This window comes from Helicobacter enhydrae (assembly GCF_001693335.1).
In the GTDB taxonomy this organism is placed as follows: domain Bacteria; phylum Campylobacterota; class Campylobacteria; order Campylobacterales; family Helicobacteraceae; genus Helicobacter_G; species Helicobacter_G enhydrae.
Genome location: NZ_CP016503.1, coordinates 33,344 through 53,950 on the forward strand (window position 1 = coordinate 33,344; position 20,607 = coordinate 53,950).

Consider the following 20,607-nt stretch of genomic DNA (forward strand, 5'->3'; position numbering starts at 1 on the left):
ATTCACTCCTTTATTGCTAAGCTAGAATCTATAGATTCCTTATTTAATTCACAGCCGATAAAACTTCGCTCCAAATCTCTTGCCACAAGACTTGTCATTCCACTTCCACTAAACAAATCCAGCACCAAATCCCCTTTCTTAGAACTTGCTTTAATTATTCTTTCTATCATTTCTCTTGGCTTTATTGTTGGGTGATGAAGCTTTTGTGTTTTGCCATTCTTTTTTTGTTTATGTCTTTGACTGGCTATCTCCCAAACATCAGGGCAGAGCTTACCATTTGGATTTGGGAACCACCTTTTGCCATTTTTCAAGATTCCATTTTTGACCGCATGTGCTATGCGACTTGTTGATACATAAGGCAGCCGCACCGATTCGCAATCAAAATAATAATGCTTAGAATCTATTGTATAAAACAAAATGCTTTCTTGATTATTTACAAATCGTTTTTTTGTGTAGCTTAAACCATCTTTTTTATACCAAGTGATAAAATTTTGAAACACTGCCTTTTCTTGCAAGTAATGCACAAATAATGCACAATGATAAGGAGTATTAAAAATATAAAAACTCCCACTTTTTTTCATTTTTAACAATAATAAATCCATCCATTTATAACTAAACTCTAAAAATTCTTTTTGACTTTGAAAATTATCCCATGTATCAACTTTAAGATTATAGGGAGGATCAATAATGGCTAAATCAATGCTTTTATGATCTAAGGATTCCAAAAAGCTAAAAACATCTTGTATATATATTGTATTTAGTTGCATCAAAGATTAAAGCCTTTGAAAATATGTTTCTTTAAAAGTATCATAAGGCAATAAATTTGACACCAAACAGCAATATGCTTGTTTTGGGAATCTATCATTAAAAGCTAGCATATCTATAGTGGCATATCCAGCTATTAGCAAAAAATATCCGTCATTATTTTTTAATACAAAAGTTTGCATATAAATATCGGCTTTATGATTATTAAATTGTTCTGCATCAACCAATAAATTAAGACTATAAGCCCTCTCTTCTGTTGATATACTTTCTGTGCCATAACATTTAATATCTATATTTATGTTATGAAACAACTCTCTAGGATAAACACGATTATTACAAGCAAGCTTGATAATCTTACAAAAATCAAATCCCCCATCATATGAGCCTATTTTCAAGTTATATTGAAAGCATTGGTTGATCATATTATCTGATGCTAAATTATGCAAGTATTGCGTTAAATCTCTAAAAATCAACATTTCTGCTAGGATTCCAATAGCAATATTTCCATTTGCAAGATCTAATTTATTTTCATTGCAAAATAAATCATTATTCATTTGCTGCATCAATGAGCTTGGCTCATTGTAATCATATCCTCCTCTCTTAAACTCATAAAAACTTCTTAATCTAGCCAAATAATTAGCCACGATAAATACCTCTTTGTCAATAGGGATACAATAAAAGTGATTCATAATCTATTCCTTTAATAAAATATTCAATTTTTCACATATTATAGCTTTATAATGCTCATAAATCTCATAACCCACATAATGACGATTTAAAGATTTTGCAACCTTTAATGTTGTCCCACTTCCTGCAAATGGATCTAGCACAATGTCTCCAACAAAAGAATACAATTTAATCAAACGATAGGGTATTTCCTCTGGCATGATTGCTGCATGCTTCCCAAAAGCAATATCACTTTTGTTTGGTATGGGTATATCCCAAATTTGTTTTGTATATTCAACCCATTCTTTTTGTGTGAGTTTGCTTTGGGCTTTTATCTCTTTAGAAACTTTTTTAGGCTTGCCATCTTTGACAAAAATACTGATAAATTCACTTGTATTTTGTGCATAAAAATTAGGTGGATAGGGGTAGCTACCAAACATTAATTTTTTTGTAGTGTTTGTGCGATTCCAAATATACAAATCCAACAAAAATAACGAGGTAGATTCCAAAATACTATGTTGTATATCACTTTGTAAATCAAAAATATGGCGATTATAATGCGTGTTTAAATCTTTTTTAAACATTGGCATTAATGGCACATTGATACAAAGCTTGCCATTTGGTTTCAACACCCTATCACACTCACGCCATACCTTCAAAAGTTCATTTATAAATGTTTTGTAATCATTGATTGCACCTAAATCTAAACTATCCAATTCTGAATGCACAATATTTTGTTTTCCATCTTTTTCGTAATCTTTGATATTGAAATAAGGTGGACTTGTTACAATGAGATCTATACTAGAATCTGATAATTCCAACATATTTGTGCTTGATGAAAAGAAAACTATTCCCGATGAATCATTTAGGTTTGATGCCTTGTTAGCTGAGCTTAACAAATGGTTTTCTCCTTTGTTTTTGGTCATTTTGAAATCTTATTTTCCCTTGCAAAACAGCTTTTGTCTCATTGGAGTATCACTCCTTGTTTGTCAAAAACCAATTAATCTTTTTTTAAACATTATTCTTCAATTGGGGTAGCCCAAGAATATCGTTCTTGTCCATTTTATATGGTTTTACAGAGAGTTGCTTAGTTGTCTTTTTGTATTGTATCTAAACTTGCATTTATTCAGATTTGCTAAATACATGCAGGAGTTTTTGTTTTGTATGTTTTGTTTGATTATAGACATTTCCATTGCAAAGGTTGTTGGCTACAAGGAAACAAATTGAAAATAATAATCATAATATTAGGGTCGGTGCTAATTACAATGCTCCTCTCTTTGAGTGTTTGGATACTCTGATGGTTGGTAACGGCGATTGCAAAATTTCTAGCCACATTGAGTGCATCTGTCTTGAGTAGATGGATGTTGATAGTGATAGCAATCGCAGGATTGATTTTTTGGATTAGCTAACCCCCCCCCTTTTTTTTACCCCTTTATTTGATTTTGGGTGGCAAGTCTTTGAATAGTTCTTGGATTTTTTTGCTTTGCTTTTGTCCAACATAGAAATAAAACTCTACACGATTGTTTTGCTCAATGCTTTTTTGCGAGTCTTGTGTGTTGAGTGGTTGGAATTGCCCAAAGGAAGAGAAAAATATCCTATGCGGTGCGATCCCATCGGCAATTAATGTGTTCATGACATTGAGAGCTCTTGCCGCGGCAAGCTCGTAGTCGGTTTTGTATTTTGTGTTTTTGATGTTGGGATTTTGCGCATATCCACGAATATCGATTTTGACATTTGTGGGGAGCTTTTTGACAATCTCTGCAACTCTTTTGAGGAATAGGCGGGAATCTTGATCTTGCAAGACATCAGATTGGGGATCAAAGAAAAGTTTGGTAGGCATTTTCAATACCACACCTTCATCGATTTGCTCCAAAACCCCACCTTGACGGACGATTTCTGCGATTGATTCGTTGATTTGTTGTTGCTGATGATTTTCTTTGAGCGAAGATGATTCTTCCCCATTGGTGATGTCTTTGACTTCTCCGGGATTGGGTGGGATGGGCAACACGGGTTGTGTTTGCTCGGGTTTGGGAGCATAGTCAAAGATTTTGACAAACTCTGTTTTGAGTGCCTTGACTTTTTCAGTGTTGGCAGCAGAAATCGCATAAAGAGCGATAAAAAGTGCAAGAAGCAAAGACAAAAAGTCCGCATAGGGAACAGCCCATTTCTCTCCAGCAGGACATTCAGGACATTTTTTCTTTTTGCTCATTGTTGCACCTTAGTTGAATTGTGAAACTTTTGGCTGACTAGGATCCAAAAATCCAAAGAGCTTCGCTTCCAAATTGCGTGGATTGTCTCCATTGGCAATCCCCACCACACCTTCTAGAATCATCGTTTTTTCTTTCACTAGATCTTTGCTTTTGGCAATCATTTTGTTGCCCCAAGGACCAAAAATCGCATAAGCCCCCATAATCCCTGTCACAGTCGCAGTAAAGGCTCCCGCAATACCTGCAGCCATTTTTGCAGGATTATCAAGCAGTTGGAGTGCGAGCATCAGACCCATCACCGCACCGACTAGCCCAAACACAGGGCAAGACTCCCCTGCCAAAATCCAATAATGCCCAGCTCCGTGATAGTATTCTTCGATTTGTTCGATTTGGACTTCCATATCTTCTTTTACCGAGTGTGCGTCGCGTCCGTCAATAATCATTGAGAGAGCCTCTCTCATGAAATCATCTTCGAGTTGTGCGACTCTTGATTCTAGTCCCAACACCCCATCTTTTCTAGCGATAGAGGAAAATTCTACGAGAAGTTGAATCTTTTTGGGAATATCTACAGGAGAACTCAAAAAAACGGTTTTGATTTCTTTGAAAGCCGCTTTGATGTATTTGGAGTTTGTCCCAGTCATCGCAGAAAACATCGCGGTAGGTATCACAATCAAAACCGAACTCAAGTGGATGATGTGCAGAGGGTTACCTCCCTCCAAAACATCTCCTACGGAGATACTCACCACCGCCAAAACCATACCTAAAATCGTCGATAAATCCATTGCACGCTCTCTTTTGTAAAATTGACTTTAATTATATTAAACCTTTTTAAGATTTGGGCATTCCTTGTGGGTTTTTACCCCAAATTCAATCAAGCAAAGCAAAAGTGATTCCATTTTTGAACTCCAATCAGTGAGTCTTGGCTTTGGGGGTGCAATGCTAGATTGATAGGTGTGTCAGTGGCAGGTGATTTCAACCAGTTCCTTTTTTGCCTTGCTGCCACAAACGGGGCATTTGGGGTTTTTGGCAATTTGGATTTTTCGGAAACTCATAGAAGTGATCTCGACATTGAGCAAAGCATCGCTTAGCGGAGTGCCAACTTGAGTGAAATATTTGATTGCTTCGGTGGCTTGTATCATTCCTAGCATCGCAGGAAGTGTGCCAAAAAGTCCGGGCTTGTAGAGTGAGGCATCGCTTGGTGGCGATGGGAACACACAGGCAAGACAGGCGTGATCGGGGAGATAAGTCATCGCTTGTCCCATATGACGCACGATACCAGCGTGAGTGTAGGGCTTTTGAGCCAAAACACAGGCTTGATTGAGTAGGAATTTACTTGCAAAATTGTCACTTCCATCGATGATGAAATCATAGTCAGCTATCAGCTCCAAAGCATTATCTTTATTGAATCGTGTTTGATAGGTTTGCACTTCTACATCAGGATTGATCCCCCAAATCGCCTCTTTGGCACATAGAACCTTGCTCAAACCGATTTGTTGTGTTTTGTAGGTGATTTGTCGGTGTAGATTGCTCACATCGATTGTGTCATCATCGACTAAACCGATTTTACCTATTCCTGCACCTGCGAGATATAGGGCATTTGGGCTTCCCAACGCCCCACAACCTATGAGCAGCACTCTAGCTTGTTTGAGCTTCATCTGTCCTTCTTCGCCGACTTCTTCAAGCATCAGGTGGCGTGAGTAGCGTTGTTTTTCGTCCAAAGTTAGCATTTTCTCTCCTTGTGTGCTATAAGCGTTCAAGCCAAATGTGTAGATGGCGTTGTTCATCAAAAACGCTTGTGTTTTCTCCATGTCCGGGATAGATAGGCAAATCTTGCGCGAGTTGGGCGAAGCGTTGGAGCGATGATTTCATTTTGGAGGGGTCAGAGTAGGCAAAATCACTCCGTCCAATCGAACGATAAAAAATAAAATCCCCACTGAAAATATGCCCCTCTATCTCGATCATACAACAACCGGGCGTGTGTCCGGGATAATGGCTAAAGGTGATTTGATGATTTGCGATATTGAGGCTTTGGGAGGATTCTTGTGCGTTGATTAGAATGTCAGGGGAGCTTGTGGGCATTCCCAGTCCAAAGCAATCACTTGCAAGTAGAAACGCGTCTTCTTGGTGGCAAATCAAAGGGGTGTTGGGAAAATGGCTTTTCAAAGAAGCATTGCTCCAAATATGATCAAAATGTCCGTGAGTGTTCAAAAACGCTAGAGGATTTTGGCATTCTCCTCGCACCCATTCATCCGCCCCCATTCCTGCATCAACTACAAACTCCCCCTCTTCAAATTTCACAATGTAGCAATTTGTCTGATATTCTCCAAATGGATGTTTTAAGATTTGCATTGAGTTCCTTATTTGATTTTCATTATAATAATCAAATCATTATTAAATATCAATTTAAATCTAAGGATTCAAAATGCAAGAACAATGGTTGAAACTCAAGGGAGATTCTCATCAATATTTGAGTGATATTTATGCTAGGAATGATGTGGCTTTTGAGAGCGGAAAGGGGGCAGTCCTCTATGATGTGGAGGGTAGGGATTATATTGACTTTGGGAGTGGGATAGGGGTCAATTCTCTTGGATATGGCAATGAGGGGTTTGCACAAGCCCTCCTGCAACAAGCCCAAAAAATCATGCATTCTTCCAATTTGTTTCATATCCCTTTGCAGGTCGAACTTGCCAAAATGCTTCAAGAATATAGTGGCTACAAGATGAAAAGCTTTTTTGTCAATTCAGGGGCAGAGGCAAACGAGGGGGCAATCAAACTAGCAAGAAAATATGGCGAAACGCGATTTGCCAAAAAACGATACAAAATCATCACCCTTGCTTCAAGTTTCCACGGAAGGACACTTGCCACGCTCAAAGCCACGGGGCAAGAGCATTTCCATCGTTTTTTTGCTCCATTTCCTGATGGCTTTGTCATCGCACAAGATCTTGCTGATATTGAGCAAAAACTTGATGATGAAACTTGTGCTGTGATGATTGAGCTAGTACAAGGTGAGGGAGGTGTGAGGGCGTTCCCAAAAGAAGAGATCCAACGCTTGAGTGCAAATCTCAGAGATAGGGGTATCTTGCTGATGATTGATGAAGTCCAAAGTGGGATTTATCGCAGTGGGGAGTGTTTGGCAAGTCAAGTCTATGGGATTGAGCCTGATGTCATTGCCCTTGCCAAAGGTTTGGGTGGAGGGGTGCCGATTGGTGCGGTGATGTGCAGTCAAGATATTTTTGAGCAGGGGGATCATGGAAGCACTTTTGGAGGGAATTTTTTGAGTATGCGTGCGGGGTTGTTTGTGATGGATACTTTGCATAAAGAAAAAGAGAGCGGAAGGCTTGATGAGAGGATTGAGAAGTTTCATCTTGAGCTAGAGGCATTGTGTTTGGAATATTCACAGATTTTTGTCAAAAAGCGTGGGCTTGGATTGATGCTTGGGCTTGAAGTCCGAAACGAGCAACAACACAAAGAGATTTTGCAATTGGCTTTGCAAAATCAAGTCGTGATTTTGCGTTCGGGGAACAATGTCTTGCGTTTCTTGCCTCCGTTGCTCATCAATCAAGATGAGATCGATGAGGGCTTTAGGCGTTTGAGAAAGGGATTGAGCAATGGGAATCTTTGAAGCGATTGTTTTGGGGATCGTTGAGGGGGTCACAGAGTTTTTGCCTGTCTCTTCTACGGGGCATATGATTTTGGCAGCCAAACTTATGGGACTCACGCAAGATGATTCGTTTCTCAAAACCTTTGAGATTTGTATCCAGTTGGGTTCGATTTTGGCGGTGGTGTTTTTGTTTCTCAAACGCCTTACGCAGAGTTGGGGGATTTGGGTGAAAATCATCATAGGATTTATCCCCACAGGGGTGTTGGGGCTTGTGCTGTATCCTTATATCAAAACACTCTTTGATCCTTCTGTCGTGGCGTATATGCTGATCATTGGAGGCTTTGTTTTTATTGCGATTGAATGGCGTAATCGCAACAAAACCTATCCAGTCACAAGGCTTGAGGAGATCGACTACAAAAGGGCGTTTTGGATCGGCTTGTCTCAATCATTGGCGATGATCCCGGGCACTTCAAGGAGTGGGGCTACGATCGTGGGCGGACTGCTTCTAGGGCTAGATCGCAAATGTGCTGCGGAGTTTAGCTTCCTTTTGGCGATCCCTACTATGGTTTCAGCCACTTGCTACACTCTATACAAAAACCACCAAATCCTCTCAAGCGATCATCTCTCTATCCTTTTGCTTGGGTTTGCTGTGGCGTTTTTCGTGGCTTTGATGGTGATGAAAGTCTTTTTGCGTTTTGTTTCAAGTGCGGGGTATGTGTGGTTTGGAATCTACCGCATTGCGATTGGGCTAGTGTTTTTGTTGTGGATTTTGTAGGGGTTGGAGTAGATTGGCTTCATAGAGAAAAACAGAGGGCTCATATTCGATTTGTTTGAGTGCGTCTTGGCGTGCGTAGCTTAGGTAGAGGTATTCTTTGGCACGCGTGACTGCGACATAAAACAAACGCCTCTCTTCTTCCAAACTCCCCCCCTTGCTCATTAGTTTGCGATTGGGAAATCTCCCATCCATCAAATCAATGATATAGACTTGTTTGAACTCCAGCCCCTTACTTGCGTGGATACTCAAGAGATTGACCCCATCTCCCTCACTGCTCTCGCTTCCACCCAAAATCATCGCATTCAAAAAACGCCCAAGCTCCTCATAGTGTGAGCTAAGGTTGGACAATAGCAACACCTTGCGTTCAATCCTCTCTAGTGCCTCGTTGAATCGCGTTTGATCCAAACTCCCATCTTTGTTTTTGGCTCTCTGTGTGGCTAACTCTTTGCTGATTTGTTTGAAAAATGCAGAATTTTTGATCATCAAAATTAAGTTTTTTGGGTTTTTGATTGCGTGGGCTTCTTGTGCTAGGACAAAAAAGAGATTGACAAACTCCGCTCCCTCGCTAGTGATTTTGGGTGAGGCAAAAAGTGGGTGGGAGGCAAAAAGTGGGTGGATGATGTGATTGAATCGACTTTGATTCTCAAGCATAAACATATCATCAAATAGCCCCATTTGGCTTGATTGTGTGCGTTTGGGGTAGGGCTCGATTTGGGTGTTGGGTCGGAACAATCCACGCAAAGCATTGCCTTCACCCACACGGATCAGGGCTTCATACAAATCTTTGGCAGTTGAGCTGCCAATCCCTTTGCCATAGCTCAAGATATGGATATAAGCCATCATATCGCGTGGGTTGTAAAAGCAAGAGCACAAATCCAGCAAAAACGCAATTTCTTTGCTTTCAAAAAAGCTATTGCCCCCCTTGCGTTTGGAGCCTATCCCCAGCTCACGCAAACTTGCCTCAATCCCATCGGCACTTGAGTTGTTGCGGAAAATCACGGCGACTTCTCTGAGATCAACGCCACTAGAGGCGATTTTTCTAGCAATGCCTTGATATTGGAGGAATAGCTCATCATAGATCAGAAGTTGTGGCGTGTGTGGGCTTCCCTCTTTGATGACTTCCAAACTTTTGGGATAGATTCTCTCGTTTTTGCCGATGACTCGGTTTGCCAACTCTAGAATCGGTTTGGTGGAGCGGTAGTTTTTGCTTAGGGTGAAAACTTGAGCATCAGGGTATTGCTCTGTGAAATTTGCGATGATAGAAATATCTGCCCCATTGAAAGCATAAATGCTCTGATCATAATCCCCCACACAAAAAAGGCTCGGTGGATTGATAGCTCTAAGGATACTTTCTTGCAAGGGGTTTGTGTCTTGGTATTCGTCGCACAAAATCTCTTGGAATGGGCATTCTCCCTCGCTCATCGCGTCTCTATACAACAAAAGCAAATCGTTGAAATCCACATAGCCATAGTCTTTTTTGAGTGCATTGAACTCATCGAATATCCCCTCATAGATTTCTACAAAAATCAAGTGCTGTGGGGATTTGCTCTCCAAATACTCTGGGAAGCTTATACCGCAGGTGGAGTTGAGAAAAAGTGCATAAAAATCATAGAGATATTGGGCGGAGTAGGGTGCCACAATGTCTGAATCAAGAAACACGCGTTTTTCGTAGATACTTTTGAACAAAACTTTGAGCTCTCTGCTTTGCTTGAGCATCACTTGGTGCTTCTCTCTCAAATATTTATAGGCGATAGCGTGGAATGTCCCTGCTTGAATCTTGGAAGCGATACTTTGCCCGAAGAACTTTGCCACACGCTCAATCATCTCTGCACTTGCTTTGTTTGTGAAAGTGAGGAGGAGGATTTGCTCAGGTGTGATGTTGTTGTTGAGCAAAAAGGCGATTCTGCCCACGATAGTGGAGGTTTTGCCCGTTCCTGCTGAAGCGATGATGAGATTGTGCCCACTTTTGGCAGTAGCGGCTTCTTTTTGCTGTGTGTTGAGATTGGTTAATGGCATTGAAATTTCCCTAAAAAGATTGGAAAATTTTACTTTGTTAAGCTTTAGATTTTGCTTGTTTTGTGTGTGATTTTGTGTTTTTGCTCATTTTATGCTTGAGTTTTGTCTCATTTGACATTTTTTGTCAGATCAGATTCGACTACAAAGCCGAAAATAAAATGAAATCATCAATCTTTTGGGATTCTTGCCCTGAGGCAAGATCATTGCACCCCTCTTGCATTGAGTTTTTTGTAGTCATCGCACCCATCTTGATATCCCAAATCACAGGCTTTGCCATAAAGCTCTTTTGCTGTTGAAAGATTTTGCCTTACTCCTTCGCCATTTTCATACATATCCCCAAGATGAACGCAACCTACAGCAAATCCACCCTCACAAGCTTTTTCAAAGAGTTGCCTTACTTTTGCAAATTCTCGTTTTACTACTTTACCATCATAATACATTGCTCCGAGACCGAAACAACTCCAAGTATCCCCACCCCCACAAGCTTTTTCATAAAGTTGCACTGCTTTTGTGAAGTCTTGTTTTACTTCCCTGCCTTCAACATATATTGTCCCAAGATCGTTGCAACTCTCCATATTTCCACTTTCACATTCTTTCTCTAAATTTTTTGTATTATTACCGCACCCTACAAAAAGAAATGCATTTAGCAACAAACACAGCATTACAATTTTTTTCATTTTTTGCCTTTCTTGAAAATTTTTTGGTGATTCTAACCAAAAGATGTGGGTGTGTGCAAATTGATTTTTGGGATTCTTTTGGGATTGTGATTTGTATGGAAATGCGTTTGAGGTATGAGTGGAATGAAACTTGCTTGATTTTGCAAAAGTTTCAGATGAAGGATTACGATAATGATTGGCAATGCTTTGCAACTCACTCCACCAAGCAAAAAAGGTGCGAAAAAAACTTCCAAGATTTTCACACAGGTGACCCCCAAGGGCAAAAAGAAGCCCCACAACCACCAAAACGGCACAGAGAGCCTGTCTTTTGCCTCAATGCTAGAGCATAAAAACACACAGAGGACGCAACACCACTCCAATCCCAAAAAAGACAAAGCCCCCTCCGTGCGTGTCACTAGAAGTTTGCCCCAAACTCATCTCACCCAAACCAAACTCCAAGAAAACCCTAACTCCAAAACAGCCAAACGCACCAATGTCGCTAGATTCAAAGAGCAGACACCGACACATTTTAATCTAGAAGGGGCTTTGAAAATCCAAAAAACGCGAGATATGAAAACCTTGCGTGATGTAGAGAAAATCGCACAAACCCACAATCTCAATCTCCAAAAGCTCCAGCTCACCCAAGAAAAACCTCAAGCGTCCTCAATGCGTGGGCGTAAAATGCATTTTGACAAACCTACATCCAGTGCGATTGCCCTAGAGCCCAAAAAACAAGCCAAAAGCACCACCACACAAAGAAGCGAAATATTGCACCCCACCAAGACACACAAAAATCACCATACCAAACACACCGCTCAAGGACCACAGGCTAACGCAGCGGTGATGACTGCTCCGACTGCCCCTATCGCACAAAATGCCCCGATCTTGCCACTTGAGCAGAGAGAGATCACACAATCCCACCCTATGATGAAAAACGAAGAGGTGAAGCTTGGTGATTTGCTCAAGCAAGATTTCAAATCCGAAATGACCGAAGACAAAAAAGAATCAAAAACTCAAGATCCTCTGCCCACAGAAATCAAAAAAGAAACACAATTCAAAGTCGCTCAAAGCAGAGAGACACTCACGCATTTTAGCCAACGCCTCAAAGAAGAGATCGCCAACTACAAGCCCCCATTTACTAAGCTCTCAATCGAGCTAAATCCTCAAGAGTTGGGGAAACTTGAAATCACAATCACCAAAAAAGGCAAAGAGCTACAAGTCAATGTCAATGCCAACAACACAAATGCCCTCCAAGCATTTTTGCAAAACCAAGCAGAGTTCAAAAACACTCTAAGCAGTGTTGGATTCTCAAATGTTGAGCTGAATTTCTCACAAGGAGAGGGTGGCAATAAGCAACAACAACAGCAGAAAGAAAAAGGGAACAAAAATAGCTTAGAGGAATATCAAGAGATCCCATTGGCGACATCGATGGAAATCACAATGGCACAATATGCATAAAAAAGGACTTTTATGACTGCAATATCAAATCAGACAACCCCCACAGCGACACAGGAGCTCAAGCCAACTCCGCAGACTTCCGCTCCACAAGTCGCAAACAAAGAAGAAGAAACCAAAAAGCCCACCAATGCTTTGGCACAGATGACAGGGCAAGATGTCAAAGAAGCAGAAAAAAAGAAGCACCAACGCAATATCAATGAGCTAGATAATGATGCTTTTATGAAGCTATTTTTGGAGCAACTCAAAAACCAAGATCCAACCGCACCGATGGAAACAGACAAAATCATCACCCAAACAGCACAGCTCACGCAAGTGGAGATGATGGAGCAAAACAAAAAAACAATGATAGAAGTGGCTGAAGCGATGAAATCAACCAAGGAAGTCAATAGCGAGCTCAAAAGCTTCCAAGAATCATTCAAAGAAAGTTTGGAAAATCTGACAAAAGGAGTGGAGGGGAACTCTCAAGCAAGTCATTTGATGACACAAATGGCGTCTTTCAATGCTGTGGGTATGATTGGCAAGATCGCAGAAACAGATATTTTTGGTTTGAATTATGATCCTGCGAGTGAGGCGAGGTTTAGCCTTTATTTTGATGATGCGATTGATACAAGCAAAGGCGAGGCACAGATCAGTATTTTTGATGACAAAAACAATCTCATTAATACGATTGATTTGAGTGCTTACAATGGCAAAAAGGGGTATATCGAGTTTGTATGGGATGGCAAAGAACACGGGGGCAAAGAAGCACCCAAAGGAATGTATAACATCAGAGCACAATACAACAAAGATGAAAATGGCAACCCCTATCAGACGAGGCTAGGGAGAGGTGAAGTGCAAAGTGTGATTTTCAAAGATGGGAAGCCTATGCTTAGAATGGGCGATTTGGTGACTCCTATTGAGAGTGCTTTGGAATTTTATGCTAGGGGTGAGAGATGAATCAAGCACTTTTGAGTTCTTATAGCGGGATCAAAACACATCAGTTTGGGATCGATAGCATTTCCAACAATATCGCCAATGTCAATACGACAGGCTATCGAGAATCAGTGCCAGAGTTTGAGACACTCTATGCACCTCCTAGTGCGACTTCAGGAACACCTACGAGCAATGAAGTCAATATGGGAGTCAAAGCAGCTTCCAATGCGATTTCTACAAAAAGCGGTAGCTATCGTTTGAGTGATGGGGAGTTTGATATGGCTTATGAGGGCAAAGGGTGGTTTGTCGTGGGTGAAAACAAAGAGGGGGAGCTAGAAGTCACAGATGGCAAAATGACACAAAAGCAGAAAAACTTTTTTACGCGTGATGGAAGCTTTGGCAAAGACCATTCGGGCTATCTTGTGAATTCTCAAGGGTATTATGTCTATGGAGTGAATCTTGGGAAAATCAAAGATGGGATTTTTATGTCTGAGAGCCAAGAATCCGATCTCCAAAAACTTGCAAGTGGCAAACTCTCTCCGCTGCAAATCCCACAAGACTTGCATTATCGCCCTTTGGAAACAACCAAAGTTGATCTAAGTGTTAATCTCAACAAAACACAAAACCCCGCTAGTGCATTGAAAGCTTTTGGAGTGGATGGCAAGTTTGATTCTGCCAAAGCACTTCAGGCGGATATGGGTGTATTTTTTGCCAATGGCAAGGCGTTTGACCCATCGCTCAACAAAGAGGGGATCATCACTATTACCACCCCACAAGGCGAGAGCAAAACTTACACTTTTGCTTATGGCACAGGAGGAGAGGGTGCCAATGAGTTCAAAACCCTAGAGGAATTGCAAAAGCTCATCAAAGATCAAACAGGTTTGGATTTGAAACTCAATGAAGAAAGCGACAGAGTGTCTCTAGATCTTTCAAATGCCCTCACTCCAGAATCCAAAATCCAGACAAGCGGAACGCTTTTTGAGTTTTTGGGAATGGTGGATTCCAAAGATGGATTTAATGCACTTGTGCAAGTCTATGATCCCAATCAAACCTATGAGCCCAATCAGCTTGTCGCATACCACAATGTGATTTTTAGGAAAATCGATGTGAATGGTTCCAACAATCCCATCATGGATCCAAAAGGTTGGGAGATCGCAGACACAAGCAATGTCCCCAACTACCAAGAGGGCAAAAATTATCAAGCAGGTGATGTGGTACTCAAAGATGGGAATGTCTATGTCAAGGAGGTGGGAGAAGAGAATCAGTTTGCCAAGATTGGCGAGGCAAAAACAATGCAAACCCCAACTTACGACGCTCAATCACAATATGGCACCAATACAGCAGTCAACTATGATGGGAAGCTCTACAAAAGAATCGGTGCTTTGGGCAACTCCAATCCCGCTCAAGATTCTCAAAATTGGCAAGAGATTACTTCAGGGGATATTCGCTCCGTGCCCCTTGAGGTCGCATCATATCAGAGCAATGTGGAAGTGTTTGATACTGACGGCAAGAGGTATCGTTTGGTGAGTGATTTTTATCATACGGGGGGATTTAATCCTCAAGACAAAACAAGCCAAAAGTGGGAAGTGTCTAGCTATATTGCTGATTTTGAGACAGGGACACCTATTGGCAAATCTGTTTCACATACGATTAGTTTTGATGAGGAAAACAAGCCCAATGCTCAAGAAGTGACGCTTGACTTTTTGGGCAAAGAATTGAAATACAATATCGCAGGAACGCCGGAGAGAAAAAGTAGCGATATGATTTATGCTCCATCACAAATCAGTGCGTTCGATCAAAATGGTAGAGCGGAGGGGACTTTGCAAAATGTTGCAATTGATGATAATGGCGTGATTTTTTTGAAATTTAGCAATGGCGTTCAAGAGGCGATGGGGCGTATTGGCGTGATGACTTTTACCAATGATCAAGGGCTAGAAAAAATGGGGGGGAATCTGTTTGGGTTGAGCTCTACTCTTGTTAATGGTGAAGCACAAAATCGCAGTGGGAAGCCGATACTAGGCTGGAATGAAAATGGGAAGTTGCAATTTGGCAAAGTCAAAAGCGGATATTTGGAGACTAGCAATGTCGATGTGGGCAATGCACTCACAGAATTGATTTTGATGCAAAGAGGGTATTCGATGAATGCCAAAACTTTCACAACGGGCGATGAGCTGATCAAAGAGGCGATCAATCTCAAAAAATAATGCTAGGCAAAAAAAGACCTAAAATCAATCATCTACTTGTCTATGGGGGGAGTTTTGATCCTTTGCATTTGGGGCATATCGGGGCAATCAAACTTGCCGCTCGGGCAATACAAGCAGATGTTTTTTTGTTGTTACCTGCGTTTCGCAATCCTTTCAAACAATCCACCACGCACTCTACGCATAGGCGTATCAAATGGCTCAAACGGGCGTTGAAAATGTATATCAAAAACAAGCGTGTCAAGATCTGTATGTTTGAGATTAGACGCAATGCACCCACCCCTACGATTTGGAGTATCCATCATCTCAAAAAAACTTACAAAATTGGCAAGATCAGCTTTTTGCTTGGGGCTGATAATTTGGAGAGTTTGCACACTTGGGATGAGTTTGAGCGTTTGGATGATTTGGTGGAGTTTGTGTTTTTGAAACGCAAGGGGTTTGATGTGAGGGGACACAAAACATTGGATTTGAGAATTGATGTGAGTTCTACGCAGATTAGAATGGGACAAGCCCAAGAGTTTGTCCCATTCTTTTCTAGGGTTAGCAAAAATAGTGGCTCAAAAGGGCGTTGAGGTGTTGTTGTAGTCGAGGGTTTTGGAGTGTTTGGATTTGTTCTTGTAGCGTGGCTTGATAGCGTTTGAGAGTGTTTTGTGCTTCTTTGAGTCCCAAAAGATTGACATAGCTGTTTTTGTTTTGATCATTTTGGGTGGTTTTGCCTGCTTCCTCTTGAGTTTGGGTGGCGTCGATGACATCATCGCGGATTTGGAAAAACACTCCAAGCAAGATTCCAAAATCCCACAAACACTCTTGTGTCTGTAGATCGAGGTTGGCGATGATCGCTCCCATTTTCAAACTAGAGGCGATGAGTTTGGCGGTTTTGAGTGTGTGGATAGTTTGGAGCTTGTCAAGTTCTAAAGTTTTGTTTTCAAAATAGCAATCAAGTGCCTCACCGACAATCATCTGTGTCGCGTTGAGAGAGAGTGTTTTGGTTAGTTCCACTTTGCTTTGGGCATCAAGAGGGCTGATGCTAATGAGATAAAACGCATAGCTATTGAGAAAATCCCCGCTCAAAATCGCTGTGATCTCTTCGTATTTTGTGTGGAGAGTGGGGTGGGAGCGTCTTAGGGGTGCGTTGTCGATACTAGGCAAATCATCGTGAATGAGTGAAAAAGTATGCAGGATTTCCATAGCAAGGGCTGGGAGATAAGCATTGTGTGTCAAGCTAGGGGCGTAGGAATCAACTACGCTCAAAATCAAAGCAGGTCTGAAGCGTTTGCCCCCATTTTGCACCATTTCCCACACTGCGGTTTGAAAATAAGGGTGGAAGCTTTGAGCTTGTGGCTGATGATGTTGGAGGAATTGCTCAAAATCCGAAAGGATTGTATCGATTTTTGATGTAGTCATTGTTGAGTCCACTGATGAGATTAAGGGTGAATTGAAACCCATTGCGAGAAATTAAAATATCAAGTTTGCCTGTCTGCACGGCTTGAGTGAGCAAAAAGCGTATGCGTTCTTGCACTTGTTGTAGAGTTTTGGTGTTTTCTGTCAAAATCTTGTGTTGATTGATCCACAGAAGCACATCCCCCTCAAGTAGCCCTTGTTGCAATGCATAAAATTCTTGATTGAGAGAGGTGACTTTGAGTTGGGCATCGAGTTGAATCCCTATGCTCTCAAAAAATGTATCAGGAAGCAAAAATCCACCATAACGCCTTCCCACCTCTATAGGAAAAGTCAGTATCTCATTATCTCTTTTGATTTTTACTTTGATTTTGGAATATTGCTTGAGATTGGCAACAAACCACTCAAAATCATAGATATTTGTAAAGGCTTGATCGTTGATTGAGAGAATGATATCGTTTCGCAAAAATGGGACATTGGAGAAAAAAGGATTGACAAACTCTACGCGTAGTGTGTTGATATCGTTTTTGTCGTGATAAAGACGCACACCAATATCTCCATAGTATGGTGTATCTTGCCCCAAAAACCTATCGATATAGCGACTATCAACGAAGCGGTTGCCCTCAATCCCTATGCCATAAATCTGATAGCAAATATTGGAGATGATACCATTTGTTTGCACAGGAGCGGTGAAACGCCCATACTCCAAAAATCCTTTCTGTGCCTCAAGGATAATGCCTCGTTTGACCCCATTTGGACCAATCATTGCCATGTTGAGCTCAAATGCTTTTTGGGTGATAGGCATTAGCATATAGCTTTGTTTGGATTTTTTGTCCCCCTTGATGAGATAAAGTCCGATGAAAGGATCGGCTTTGATGATGTTTGCATTTTTGGGCTTTTGTCTGAAAAATGCAAGAAAGACTTTTTCTTTTTTGTGTTCGACTAGGATCGCCCTTGAATCACCCACAGGGATTGAAGCGTCTTTGTAATATTTCTGGCAAATCGCAAAATCAAAGCCTAGCAGGGGAGCAATACCAAACCCCAATGCCAAAATCAAAGCACGCATTATTGACCAAAAAGATTGAGATTGCCAAGCATACCCATTGCATTTTTTTGTTTGGCATCTTGGACTTGAGCATAGGCTTCATTGATGGCACTGATAAGTAGAATCTGCAAAGAATCTTTGTCTTCAAGCAATGAGGGATCAATCTCAATATCCACCACTTCTCCACCACCATTGACATCCACACGCAATAAACCACCACCGCTTTTGGCAGTGTAGATTGTCTGCTTGTCTTTTTCTTGTGCCTCTTTGGCTTTTTGCTGAAAATCGCCAAGTAGGCTATTGAGCTTCTCCATATCAAACATTTAGATTTCCTCCTTGATGGATAGGATTTTGTTGTGTTCATCGACAAAAACAACGCTTGGTTTGTAGGTTTGGAGTTCTTCTTGACTTAGGAGGGCATAAGCAATAATGATGATTTGATCTCCGATATGCACCTTTCTAGCAGCAGCACCATTGAGGCAAATCTCTCCAGAATCAGCCGTTCCATAAATCACATAGGTTGAGAAGCGTTCTCCATTGTTGATATTGACAATATCGACTTGACTTCCCTCCAAAAGGTTGGCACTTTGAGCCAAAGTTTTGTCAATGGTGATAGAGCCTTGATAGTGGAGGTTAGCATCGGTGACTTTGGCACGATGGATTTTGCTATAAAGCATAGGTAAAAACATTATTTTCCTTTTTGCGAGTGTGATTGTTGGTGTGATTCTAACACAGAGGCAATGATTTCTCTATCATCGAAATAAAATTTTTCTGTGCCTATGATTTGATATGTCTCATCTCCTTTTCCCAACACAAACAAAATCTCATCGCTTTGCAATTCTTGAATGGCTTGTGTGATGCTTGCTTTGCGATCTGGGGAAGTGGAGATGATTTTTTGCGTATCGCCAATGCCATTTTTGATCTCTTGAATGATTGTTTTGGGATTTTCAGAGCGTGGATTATCGCTAGTGATGTAGATTTTTTGAGCATATTTTTCTGCCACAGCTCCCATTTCGGGTCGTTTGCTTTTGTCTCTATCTCCCCCCGCCCCAAAAACAATCACAATTTTTTGGTTTTGAAAGCTTTTGAGAATCTGCTCCATTCCATCGTGTGTGTGTGCGAAATCCACAATAATGAGCGGGGAAGTGGAGATGACTTCCATACGCCCACTCACGCCTTTGAAATCTGCAAGACTTGCTGTGATCTCTGCTAGTGTGTGGCGAGTGCTACAGATGAGAGTGCCAATCGCACACAATAGATTGTATAGATTGTGCTCTCCAACTATCGGGCATTCAAGAGTGGCGTGCTCTCCTTGGTAGGTTAGCTCTGCTTGGATGTGTGAGGAGCAAACCCAAGAGCTGGGGTAGAGATGACTTGCAGAAGACAAGCCATACCACAATGAGGGCTCAAAAGTCACGCAAGTGTCATCTTTGTTTGCGATTTCTAAACATTGACTATCGAAGAATCTGTTTTTGGTCTCCCTGTATTCTGCTAGGCTTTGATGAAAATCTAGATGATCGCTTGTGATATTTGTCAATGCTTTGGCATAAAAACTCAAACCCGCAATTCTTTCTTGAGTGATTGCGTGTGATGAAACTTCCATTATCACAAAATCACAATCGTGGGCTTGGTGCAAAATCATATAGAGTTCCAAAAGCGTTGGAGTGGTCAAGCCTTTGGGGAGTATCTGCTGATTTTGGACAAAAAATCCACGCGTTCCGAGTAGTCCGACTTTGTAGCCCAATGCCATTAGCGAATGGGCGATGATGGCTGAAGTCGTTGTTTTGCCATTTGTCCCTGTGATCGCAATGAGTTTGGGCTGAATCGCAAGGATTTGTGTAAGTTCTGAACCCAAAATATATGGGAGATGTGAAACTTCATCGAAGTATTTTTGATTGAGTTTGGTTTTGACAAAAAGGGCTTTGGGATCGTGCAGGGCGGTTTGAGTGTTGTCCGTGAGGTGCGTGTAATCTCGCCCCTTGTATGAAAAATCGATTCTAGCGTCCATCGGTTTTGGTGAGTGCCTTTTGGAAAATTTTTTGCATTGCGTTGTCTGATTCGAATGTGTTGTGCATATTTTCTAGATAATCAAGTGCTAGATTGGCATAACCATAGTCAATCAAAAGATCAAGAAAAGCATAAATATCTGTGCGATCTGCAAAGATGATTTTGGTGCTAAAAATCAAATCTTCAAACGCTTCTTTGAAGTTGCTTTTGGTTTGGATGAATGCTTGGAAATCCTCAAAAGAAATACCCTCAAGCCCTTCAATCTTGTCTTGATTGAGTGCAAAAACCGCATCAGAAATCGCATTGTCTTTTTCATCCCCAGATTGGATAATTTTCAAAATTCGTTCTTGTGCTTGTGTCATTGGCAAATCCTCAAGAAGCGTGAAGTAATAATCTGCAAGTGCGATGGCATAGTCAGGATTGAGAAATGCAAGATCACAAAGGATGGCTCCCATTTTTGCTTCATTATTGTTGGGAGATTTGTAGAGCTGTAGGGTGAAAAGCCTGAGTGCTTTGTGTATCTCGCGATGAAAAAGTGCATAAAAAGCCTTGCGATTGTTCCCTCTGCGTTTTAGTTTGCGTATCATTTAGCCCTCTTGTATCACTTCAATATCTGGATGAATATCCATACGCAATTGATGTTGAATCCTGTTTTTGAGGGTGTTGGTGCTACTAGGACAGCCCTTGCACGCACCTTGCAATTCTACATAAACCCTACCATTTTGGATCCTTAGCACTTTAATGTCGCCACCATCTTTGAGGAGATAGGGGCGGACTTTTTGTATCGAATCATTCACCGGAGCTTGAAGCTCTTCATCGCTAAAAATCATAGACATTCCTTCAATCAAATTTTGTGAAAATCACACAGCACGACAAATTCTTGATGGAATTTATAGTTTT

At 41.2% G+C, this 20,607-nt stretch carries 22 protein-coding genes; 6 read left to right on the top strand and 16 right to left on the bottom strand.

Annotation, left to right across the window (positions count from 1 at the left end; genetic code table 11):
* Positions 1 to 2: 2 nt before the first annotated feature.
* The 7 genes from BBW65_RS00205 to BBW65_RS00235 all read right to left on the bottom strand — a co-directional run bounded on the left by BBW65_RS00205 (position 3) and on the right by BBW65_RS00235 (position 5,987).
* On the bottom strand, positions 3 to 767 hold the full coding sequence (locus BBW65_RS00205; RefSeq protein WP_066338161.1) for a DNA-methyltransferase: 765 nt from the start codon (positions 765 to 767) through the stop codon (positions 3 to 5).
* A gap of 6 nt (positions 768 to 773) precedes the next feature.
* Positions 774 to 1,454, bottom strand: a complete 681-nt coding sequence (locus BBW65_RS00210; RefSeq protein WP_066338163.1) for a hypothetical protein — start codon at positions 1,452 to 1,454, stop codon at positions 774 to 776.
* Between the two features lie 3 nt (positions 1,455 to 1,457).
* The gene (locus BBW65_RS00215) at positions 1,458 to 2,255 is read right to left on the bottom strand and encodes a DNA-methyltransferase (protein ID WP_066341704.1); all 798 of its coding nucleotides are present in this window, start codon (positions 2,253 to 2,255) and stop codon (positions 1,458 to 1,460) included.
* Positions 2,256 to 2,863: 608 nt separating this feature from the next.
* Entirely contained in the window at positions 2,864 to 3,640 is a 777-nt protein-coding gene (motB, locus tag BBW65_RS00220; protein ID WP_066338166.1) for a flagellar motor protein MotB, read from the bottom strand.
* 9 nt (positions 3,641 to 3,649) lie between these two features.
* Positions 3,650 to 4,420, bottom strand: a complete 771-nt coding sequence (gene motA / locus BBW65_RS00225) for a flagellar motor stator protein MotA (RefSeq protein ID WP_066338169.1) — start codon at positions 4,418 to 4,420, stop codon at positions 3,650 to 3,652.
* A gap of 174 nt (positions 4,421 to 4,594) precedes the next feature.
* Positions 4,595 to 5,365, bottom strand: a complete 771-nt coding sequence (locus BBW65_RS00230) for a HesA/MoeB/ThiF family protein (RefSeq protein ID WP_066338172.1) — start codon at positions 5,363 to 5,365, stop codon at positions 4,595 to 4,597.
* A gap of 16 nt (positions 5,366 to 5,381) precedes the next feature.
* Positions 5,382 to 5,987, bottom strand: a complete 606-nt coding sequence (locus BBW65_RS00235) for an MBL fold metallo-hydrolase (protein WP_066338175.1) — start codon at positions 5,985 to 5,987, stop codon at positions 5,382 to 5,384.
* Positions 5,988 to 6,060: 73 nt separating this feature from the next.
* On the opposite strand from BBW65_RS00235, the gene BBW65_RS00240 reads away from it, so the two are divergent.
* Both BBW65_RS00240 and BBW65_RS00245 read left to right on the top strand, forming a co-directional pair.
* Positions 6,061 to 7,260 carry an aspartate aminotransferase family protein gene (locus tag BBW65_RS00240; protein WP_066338176.1) on the top strand — a complete coding sequence of 400 codons (1,200 nt, stop codon included), beginning with the start codon at positions 6,061 to 6,063 and terminating at the stop codon, positions 7,258 to 7,260.
* Positions 7,247 to 8,014 carry an undecaprenyl-diphosphate phosphatase gene (locus tag BBW65_RS00245; protein WP_066338177.1) on the top strand — a complete coding sequence of 256 codons (768 nt, stop codon included), beginning with the start codon at positions 7,247 to 7,249 and terminating at the stop codon, positions 8,012 to 8,014. The genes BBW65_RS00240 and BBW65_RS00245 overlap by 14 nt, the downstream gene beginning before the upstream one ends.
* On the opposite strand, the gene BBW65_RS00250 is transcribed toward BBW65_RS00245, so the two are convergent.
* Positions 7,988 to 10,030: an ATP-dependent helicase gene (locus tag BBW65_RS00250; RefSeq protein ID WP_066338178.1), complete on the bottom strand. Its 2,043-nt coding sequence runs from the start codon at positions 10,028 to 10,030 to the stop codon at positions 7,988 to 7,990. The genes BBW65_RS00245 and BBW65_RS00250 overlap by 27 nt on opposite strands.
* Positions 10,031 to 10,230: 200 nt before the next feature.
* Positions 10,231 to 10,707 (bottom strand): tetratricopeptide repeat protein, encoded by a 477-nt coding sequence (locus BBW65_RS00255; protein ID WP_083985924.1) that lies wholly within the window; start codon positions 10,705 to 10,707, stop codon positions 10,231 to 10,233.
* Positions 10,708 to 10,878: 171 nt separating this feature from the next.
* Here BBW65_RS00255 and fliK point away from each other — a divergent pair, with 171 nt between their 5' ends.
* Genes fliK through nadD form a run of 4 tightly spaced genes read left to right on the top strand, consistent with a single transcriptional unit; the run spans position 10,879 to position 15,829 of the window.
* Positions 10,879 to 12,144 (top strand): flagellar hook-length control protein FliK, encoded by a 1,266-nt coding sequence (gene fliK / locus BBW65_RS00260; protein WP_083985926.1) that lies wholly within the window; start codon positions 10,879 to 10,881, stop codon positions 12,142 to 12,144.
* Between the two features lie 12 nt (positions 12,145 to 12,156).
* Entirely contained in the window at positions 12,157 to 13,080 is a 924-nt protein-coding gene (gene flgD / locus BBW65_RS00265; protein ID WP_233702051.1) for a flagellar hook assembly protein FlgD, read from the top strand.
* Positions 13,077 to 15,260: a flagellar hook-basal body complex protein gene (locus BBW65_RS00270; protein ID WP_066338184.1), complete on the top strand. Its 2,184-nt coding sequence runs from the start codon at positions 13,077 to 13,079 to the stop codon at positions 15,258 to 15,260. Before flgD ends, BBW65_RS00270 begins: the two co-directional genes overlap by 4 nt.
* Positions 15,260 to 15,829: a nicotinate (nicotinamide) nucleotide adenylyltransferase gene (gene nadD / locus BBW65_RS00275; protein WP_066338187.1), complete on the top strand. Its 570-nt coding sequence runs from the start codon at positions 15,260 to 15,262 to the stop codon at positions 15,827 to 15,829. Before BBW65_RS00270 ends, nadD begins: the two co-directional genes overlap by 1 nt.
* Here the strand turns inward: nadD and BBW65_RS00280 are convergent.
* Genes BBW65_RS00280 through BBW65_RS00310 form a run of 7 tightly spaced genes read right to left on the bottom strand, consistent with a single transcriptional unit; the run spans position 15,798 to position 20,537 of the window.
* The gene (locus tag BBW65_RS00280) at positions 15,798 to 16,661 is read right to left on the bottom strand and encodes a polyprenyl synthetase family protein (protein ID WP_066338190.1); all 864 of its coding nucleotides are present in this window, start codon (positions 16,659 to 16,661) and stop codon (positions 15,798 to 15,800) included. The genes nadD and BBW65_RS00280 overlap by 32 nt on opposite strands.
* Positions 16,621 to 17,721: a DUF7488 domain-containing protein gene (locus tag BBW65_RS00285; protein WP_066338204.1), complete on the bottom strand. Its 1,101-nt coding sequence runs from the start codon at positions 17,719 to 17,721 to the stop codon at positions 16,621 to 16,623. The genes BBW65_RS00280 and BBW65_RS00285 overlap by 41 nt, the downstream gene beginning before the upstream one ends.
* Positions 17,721 to 18,023, bottom strand: a complete 303-nt coding sequence (locus tag BBW65_RS00290; RefSeq protein ID WP_066338206.1) for a YbaB/EbfC family nucleoid-associated protein — start codon at positions 18,021 to 18,023, stop codon at positions 17,721 to 17,723. The genes BBW65_RS00285 and BBW65_RS00290 overlap by 1 nt, the downstream gene beginning before the upstream one ends.
* Positions 18,024 to 18,389, bottom strand: coding sequence for an aspartate 1-decarboxylase (gene panD / locus BBW65_RS00295; RefSeq protein ID WP_066338208.1), 366 nt, complete (start codon positions 18,387 to 18,389; stop codon positions 18,024 to 18,026).
* The gene (locus BBW65_RS00300; protein ID WP_066338219.1) at positions 18,389 to 19,708 is read right to left on the bottom strand and encodes a UDP-N-acetylmuramoyl-L-alanyl-D-glutamate--2,6-diaminopimelate ligase; all 1,320 of its coding nucleotides are present in this window, start codon (positions 19,706 to 19,708) and stop codon (positions 18,389 to 18,391) included. The genes panD and BBW65_RS00300 overlap by 1 nt, the downstream gene beginning before the upstream one ends.
* Positions 19,698 to 20,294, bottom strand: coding sequence for a hypothetical protein (locus tag BBW65_RS00305; protein ID WP_066338224.1), 597 nt, complete (start codon positions 20,292 to 20,294; stop codon positions 19,698 to 19,700). The genes BBW65_RS00300 and BBW65_RS00305 overlap by 11 nt, the downstream gene beginning before the upstream one ends.
* On the bottom strand, positions 20,295 to 20,537 hold the full coding sequence (locus BBW65_RS00310) for a NifU family protein (protein WP_066338227.1): 243 nt from the start codon (positions 20,535 to 20,537) through the stop codon (positions 20,295 to 20,297).
* Between the last annotated feature and the right edge of the window lie 70 nt (positions 20,538 to 20,607).

What these genes read in the sequence shown, in the direction of transcription:
- BBW65_RS00285 (WP_066338204.1), bottom strand. Translation starts at nt 17,721, where the DNA reads ATGCGTGCTTTGATTTTGGCATTGGGGTTTGGTATTGCTCCCCTGCTA.
- panD (WP_066338208.1), bottom strand. Translation starts at nt 18,389, where the DNA reads ATGTTTTTACCTATGCTTTATAGCAAAATCCATCGTGCCAAAGTCACC.
- BBW65_RS00235 (WP_066338175.1), bottom strand. Translation starts at nt 5,987, where the DNA reads ATGCAAATCTTAAAACATCCATTTGGAGAATATCAGACAAATTGCTAC.
- motA (WP_066338169.1), bottom strand. Translation starts at nt 4,420, where the DNA reads ATGGATTTATCGACGATTTTAGGTATGGTTTTGGCGGTGGTGAGTATC.
- flgD (WP_233702051.1), top strand. Translation starts at nt 12,157, where the DNA reads ATGACTGCAATATCAAATCAGACAACCCCCACAGCGACACAGGAGCTC.
- BBW65_RS00205 (WP_066338161.1), bottom strand. Translation starts at nt 767, where the DNA reads ATGCAACTAAATACAATATATATACAAGATGTTTTTAGCTTTTTGGAA.
- fliK (WP_083985926.1), top strand. Translation starts at nt 10,879, where the DNA reads ATGATTGGCAATGCTTTGCAACTCACTCCACCAAGCAAAAAAGGTGCG.
- BBW65_RS00230 (WP_066338172.1), bottom strand. Translation starts at nt 5,365, where the DNA reads ATGCTAACTTTGGACGAAAAACAACGCTACTCACGCCACCTGATGCTT.
- motB (WP_066338166.1), bottom strand. Translation starts at nt 3,640, where the DNA reads ATGAGCAAAAAGAAAAAATGTCCTGAATGTCCTGCTGGAGAGAAATGG.
- nadD (WP_066338187.1), top strand. Translation starts at nt 15,260, where the DNA reads ATGCTAGGCAAAAAAAGACCTAAAATCAATCATCTACTTGTCTATGGG.
- BBW65_RS00240 (WP_066338176.1), top strand. Translation starts at nt 6,061, where the DNA reads ATGCAAGAACAATGGTTGAAACTCAAGGGAGATTCTCATCAATATTTG.
- BBW65_RS00255 (WP_083985924.1), bottom strand. Translation starts at nt 10,707, where the DNA reads ATGAAAAAAATTGTAATGCTGTGTTTGTTGCTAAATGCATTTCTTTTT.
- BBW65_RS00310 (WP_066338227.1), bottom strand. Translation starts at nt 20,537, where the DNA reads ATGATTTTTAGCGATGAAGAGCTTCAAGCTCCGGTGAATGATTCGATA.
- BBW65_RS00305 (WP_066338224.1), bottom strand. Translation starts at nt 20,294, where the DNA reads ATGATACGCAAACTAAAACGCAGAGGGAACAATCGCAAGGCTTTTTAT.
- BBW65_RS00215 (WP_066341704.1), bottom strand. Translation starts at nt 2,255, where the DNA reads ATGTTGGAATTATCAGATTCTAGTATAGATCTCATTGTAACAAGTCCA.
- BBW65_RS00245 (WP_066338177.1), top strand. Translation starts at nt 7,247, where the DNA reads ATGGGAATCTTTGAAGCGATTGTTTTGGGGATCGTTGAGGGGGTCACA.
- BBW65_RS00290 (WP_066338206.1), bottom strand. Translation starts at nt 18,023, where the DNA reads ATGTTTGATATGGAGAAGCTCAATAGCCTACTTGGCGATTTTCAGCAA.
- BBW65_RS00210 (WP_066338163.1), bottom strand. Translation starts at nt 1,454, where the DNA reads ATGAATCACTTTTATTGTATCCCTATTGACAAAGAGGTATTTATCGTG.
- BBW65_RS00270 (WP_066338184.1), top strand. Translation starts at nt 13,077, where the DNA reads ATGAATCAAGCACTTTTGAGTTCTTATAGCGGGATCAAAACACATCAG.
- BBW65_RS00300 (WP_066338219.1), bottom strand. Translation starts at nt 19,708, where the DNA reads ATGGACGCTAGAATCGATTTTTCATACAAGGGGCGAGATTACACGCAC.
- BBW65_RS00250 (WP_066338178.1), bottom strand. Translation starts at nt 10,030, where the DNA reads ATGCCATTAACCAATCTCAACACACAGCAAAAAGAAGCCGCTACTGCC.
- BBW65_RS00280 (WP_066338190.1), bottom strand. Translation starts at nt 16,661, where the DNA reads ATGACTACATCAAAAATCGATACAATCCTTTCGGATTTTGAGCAATTC.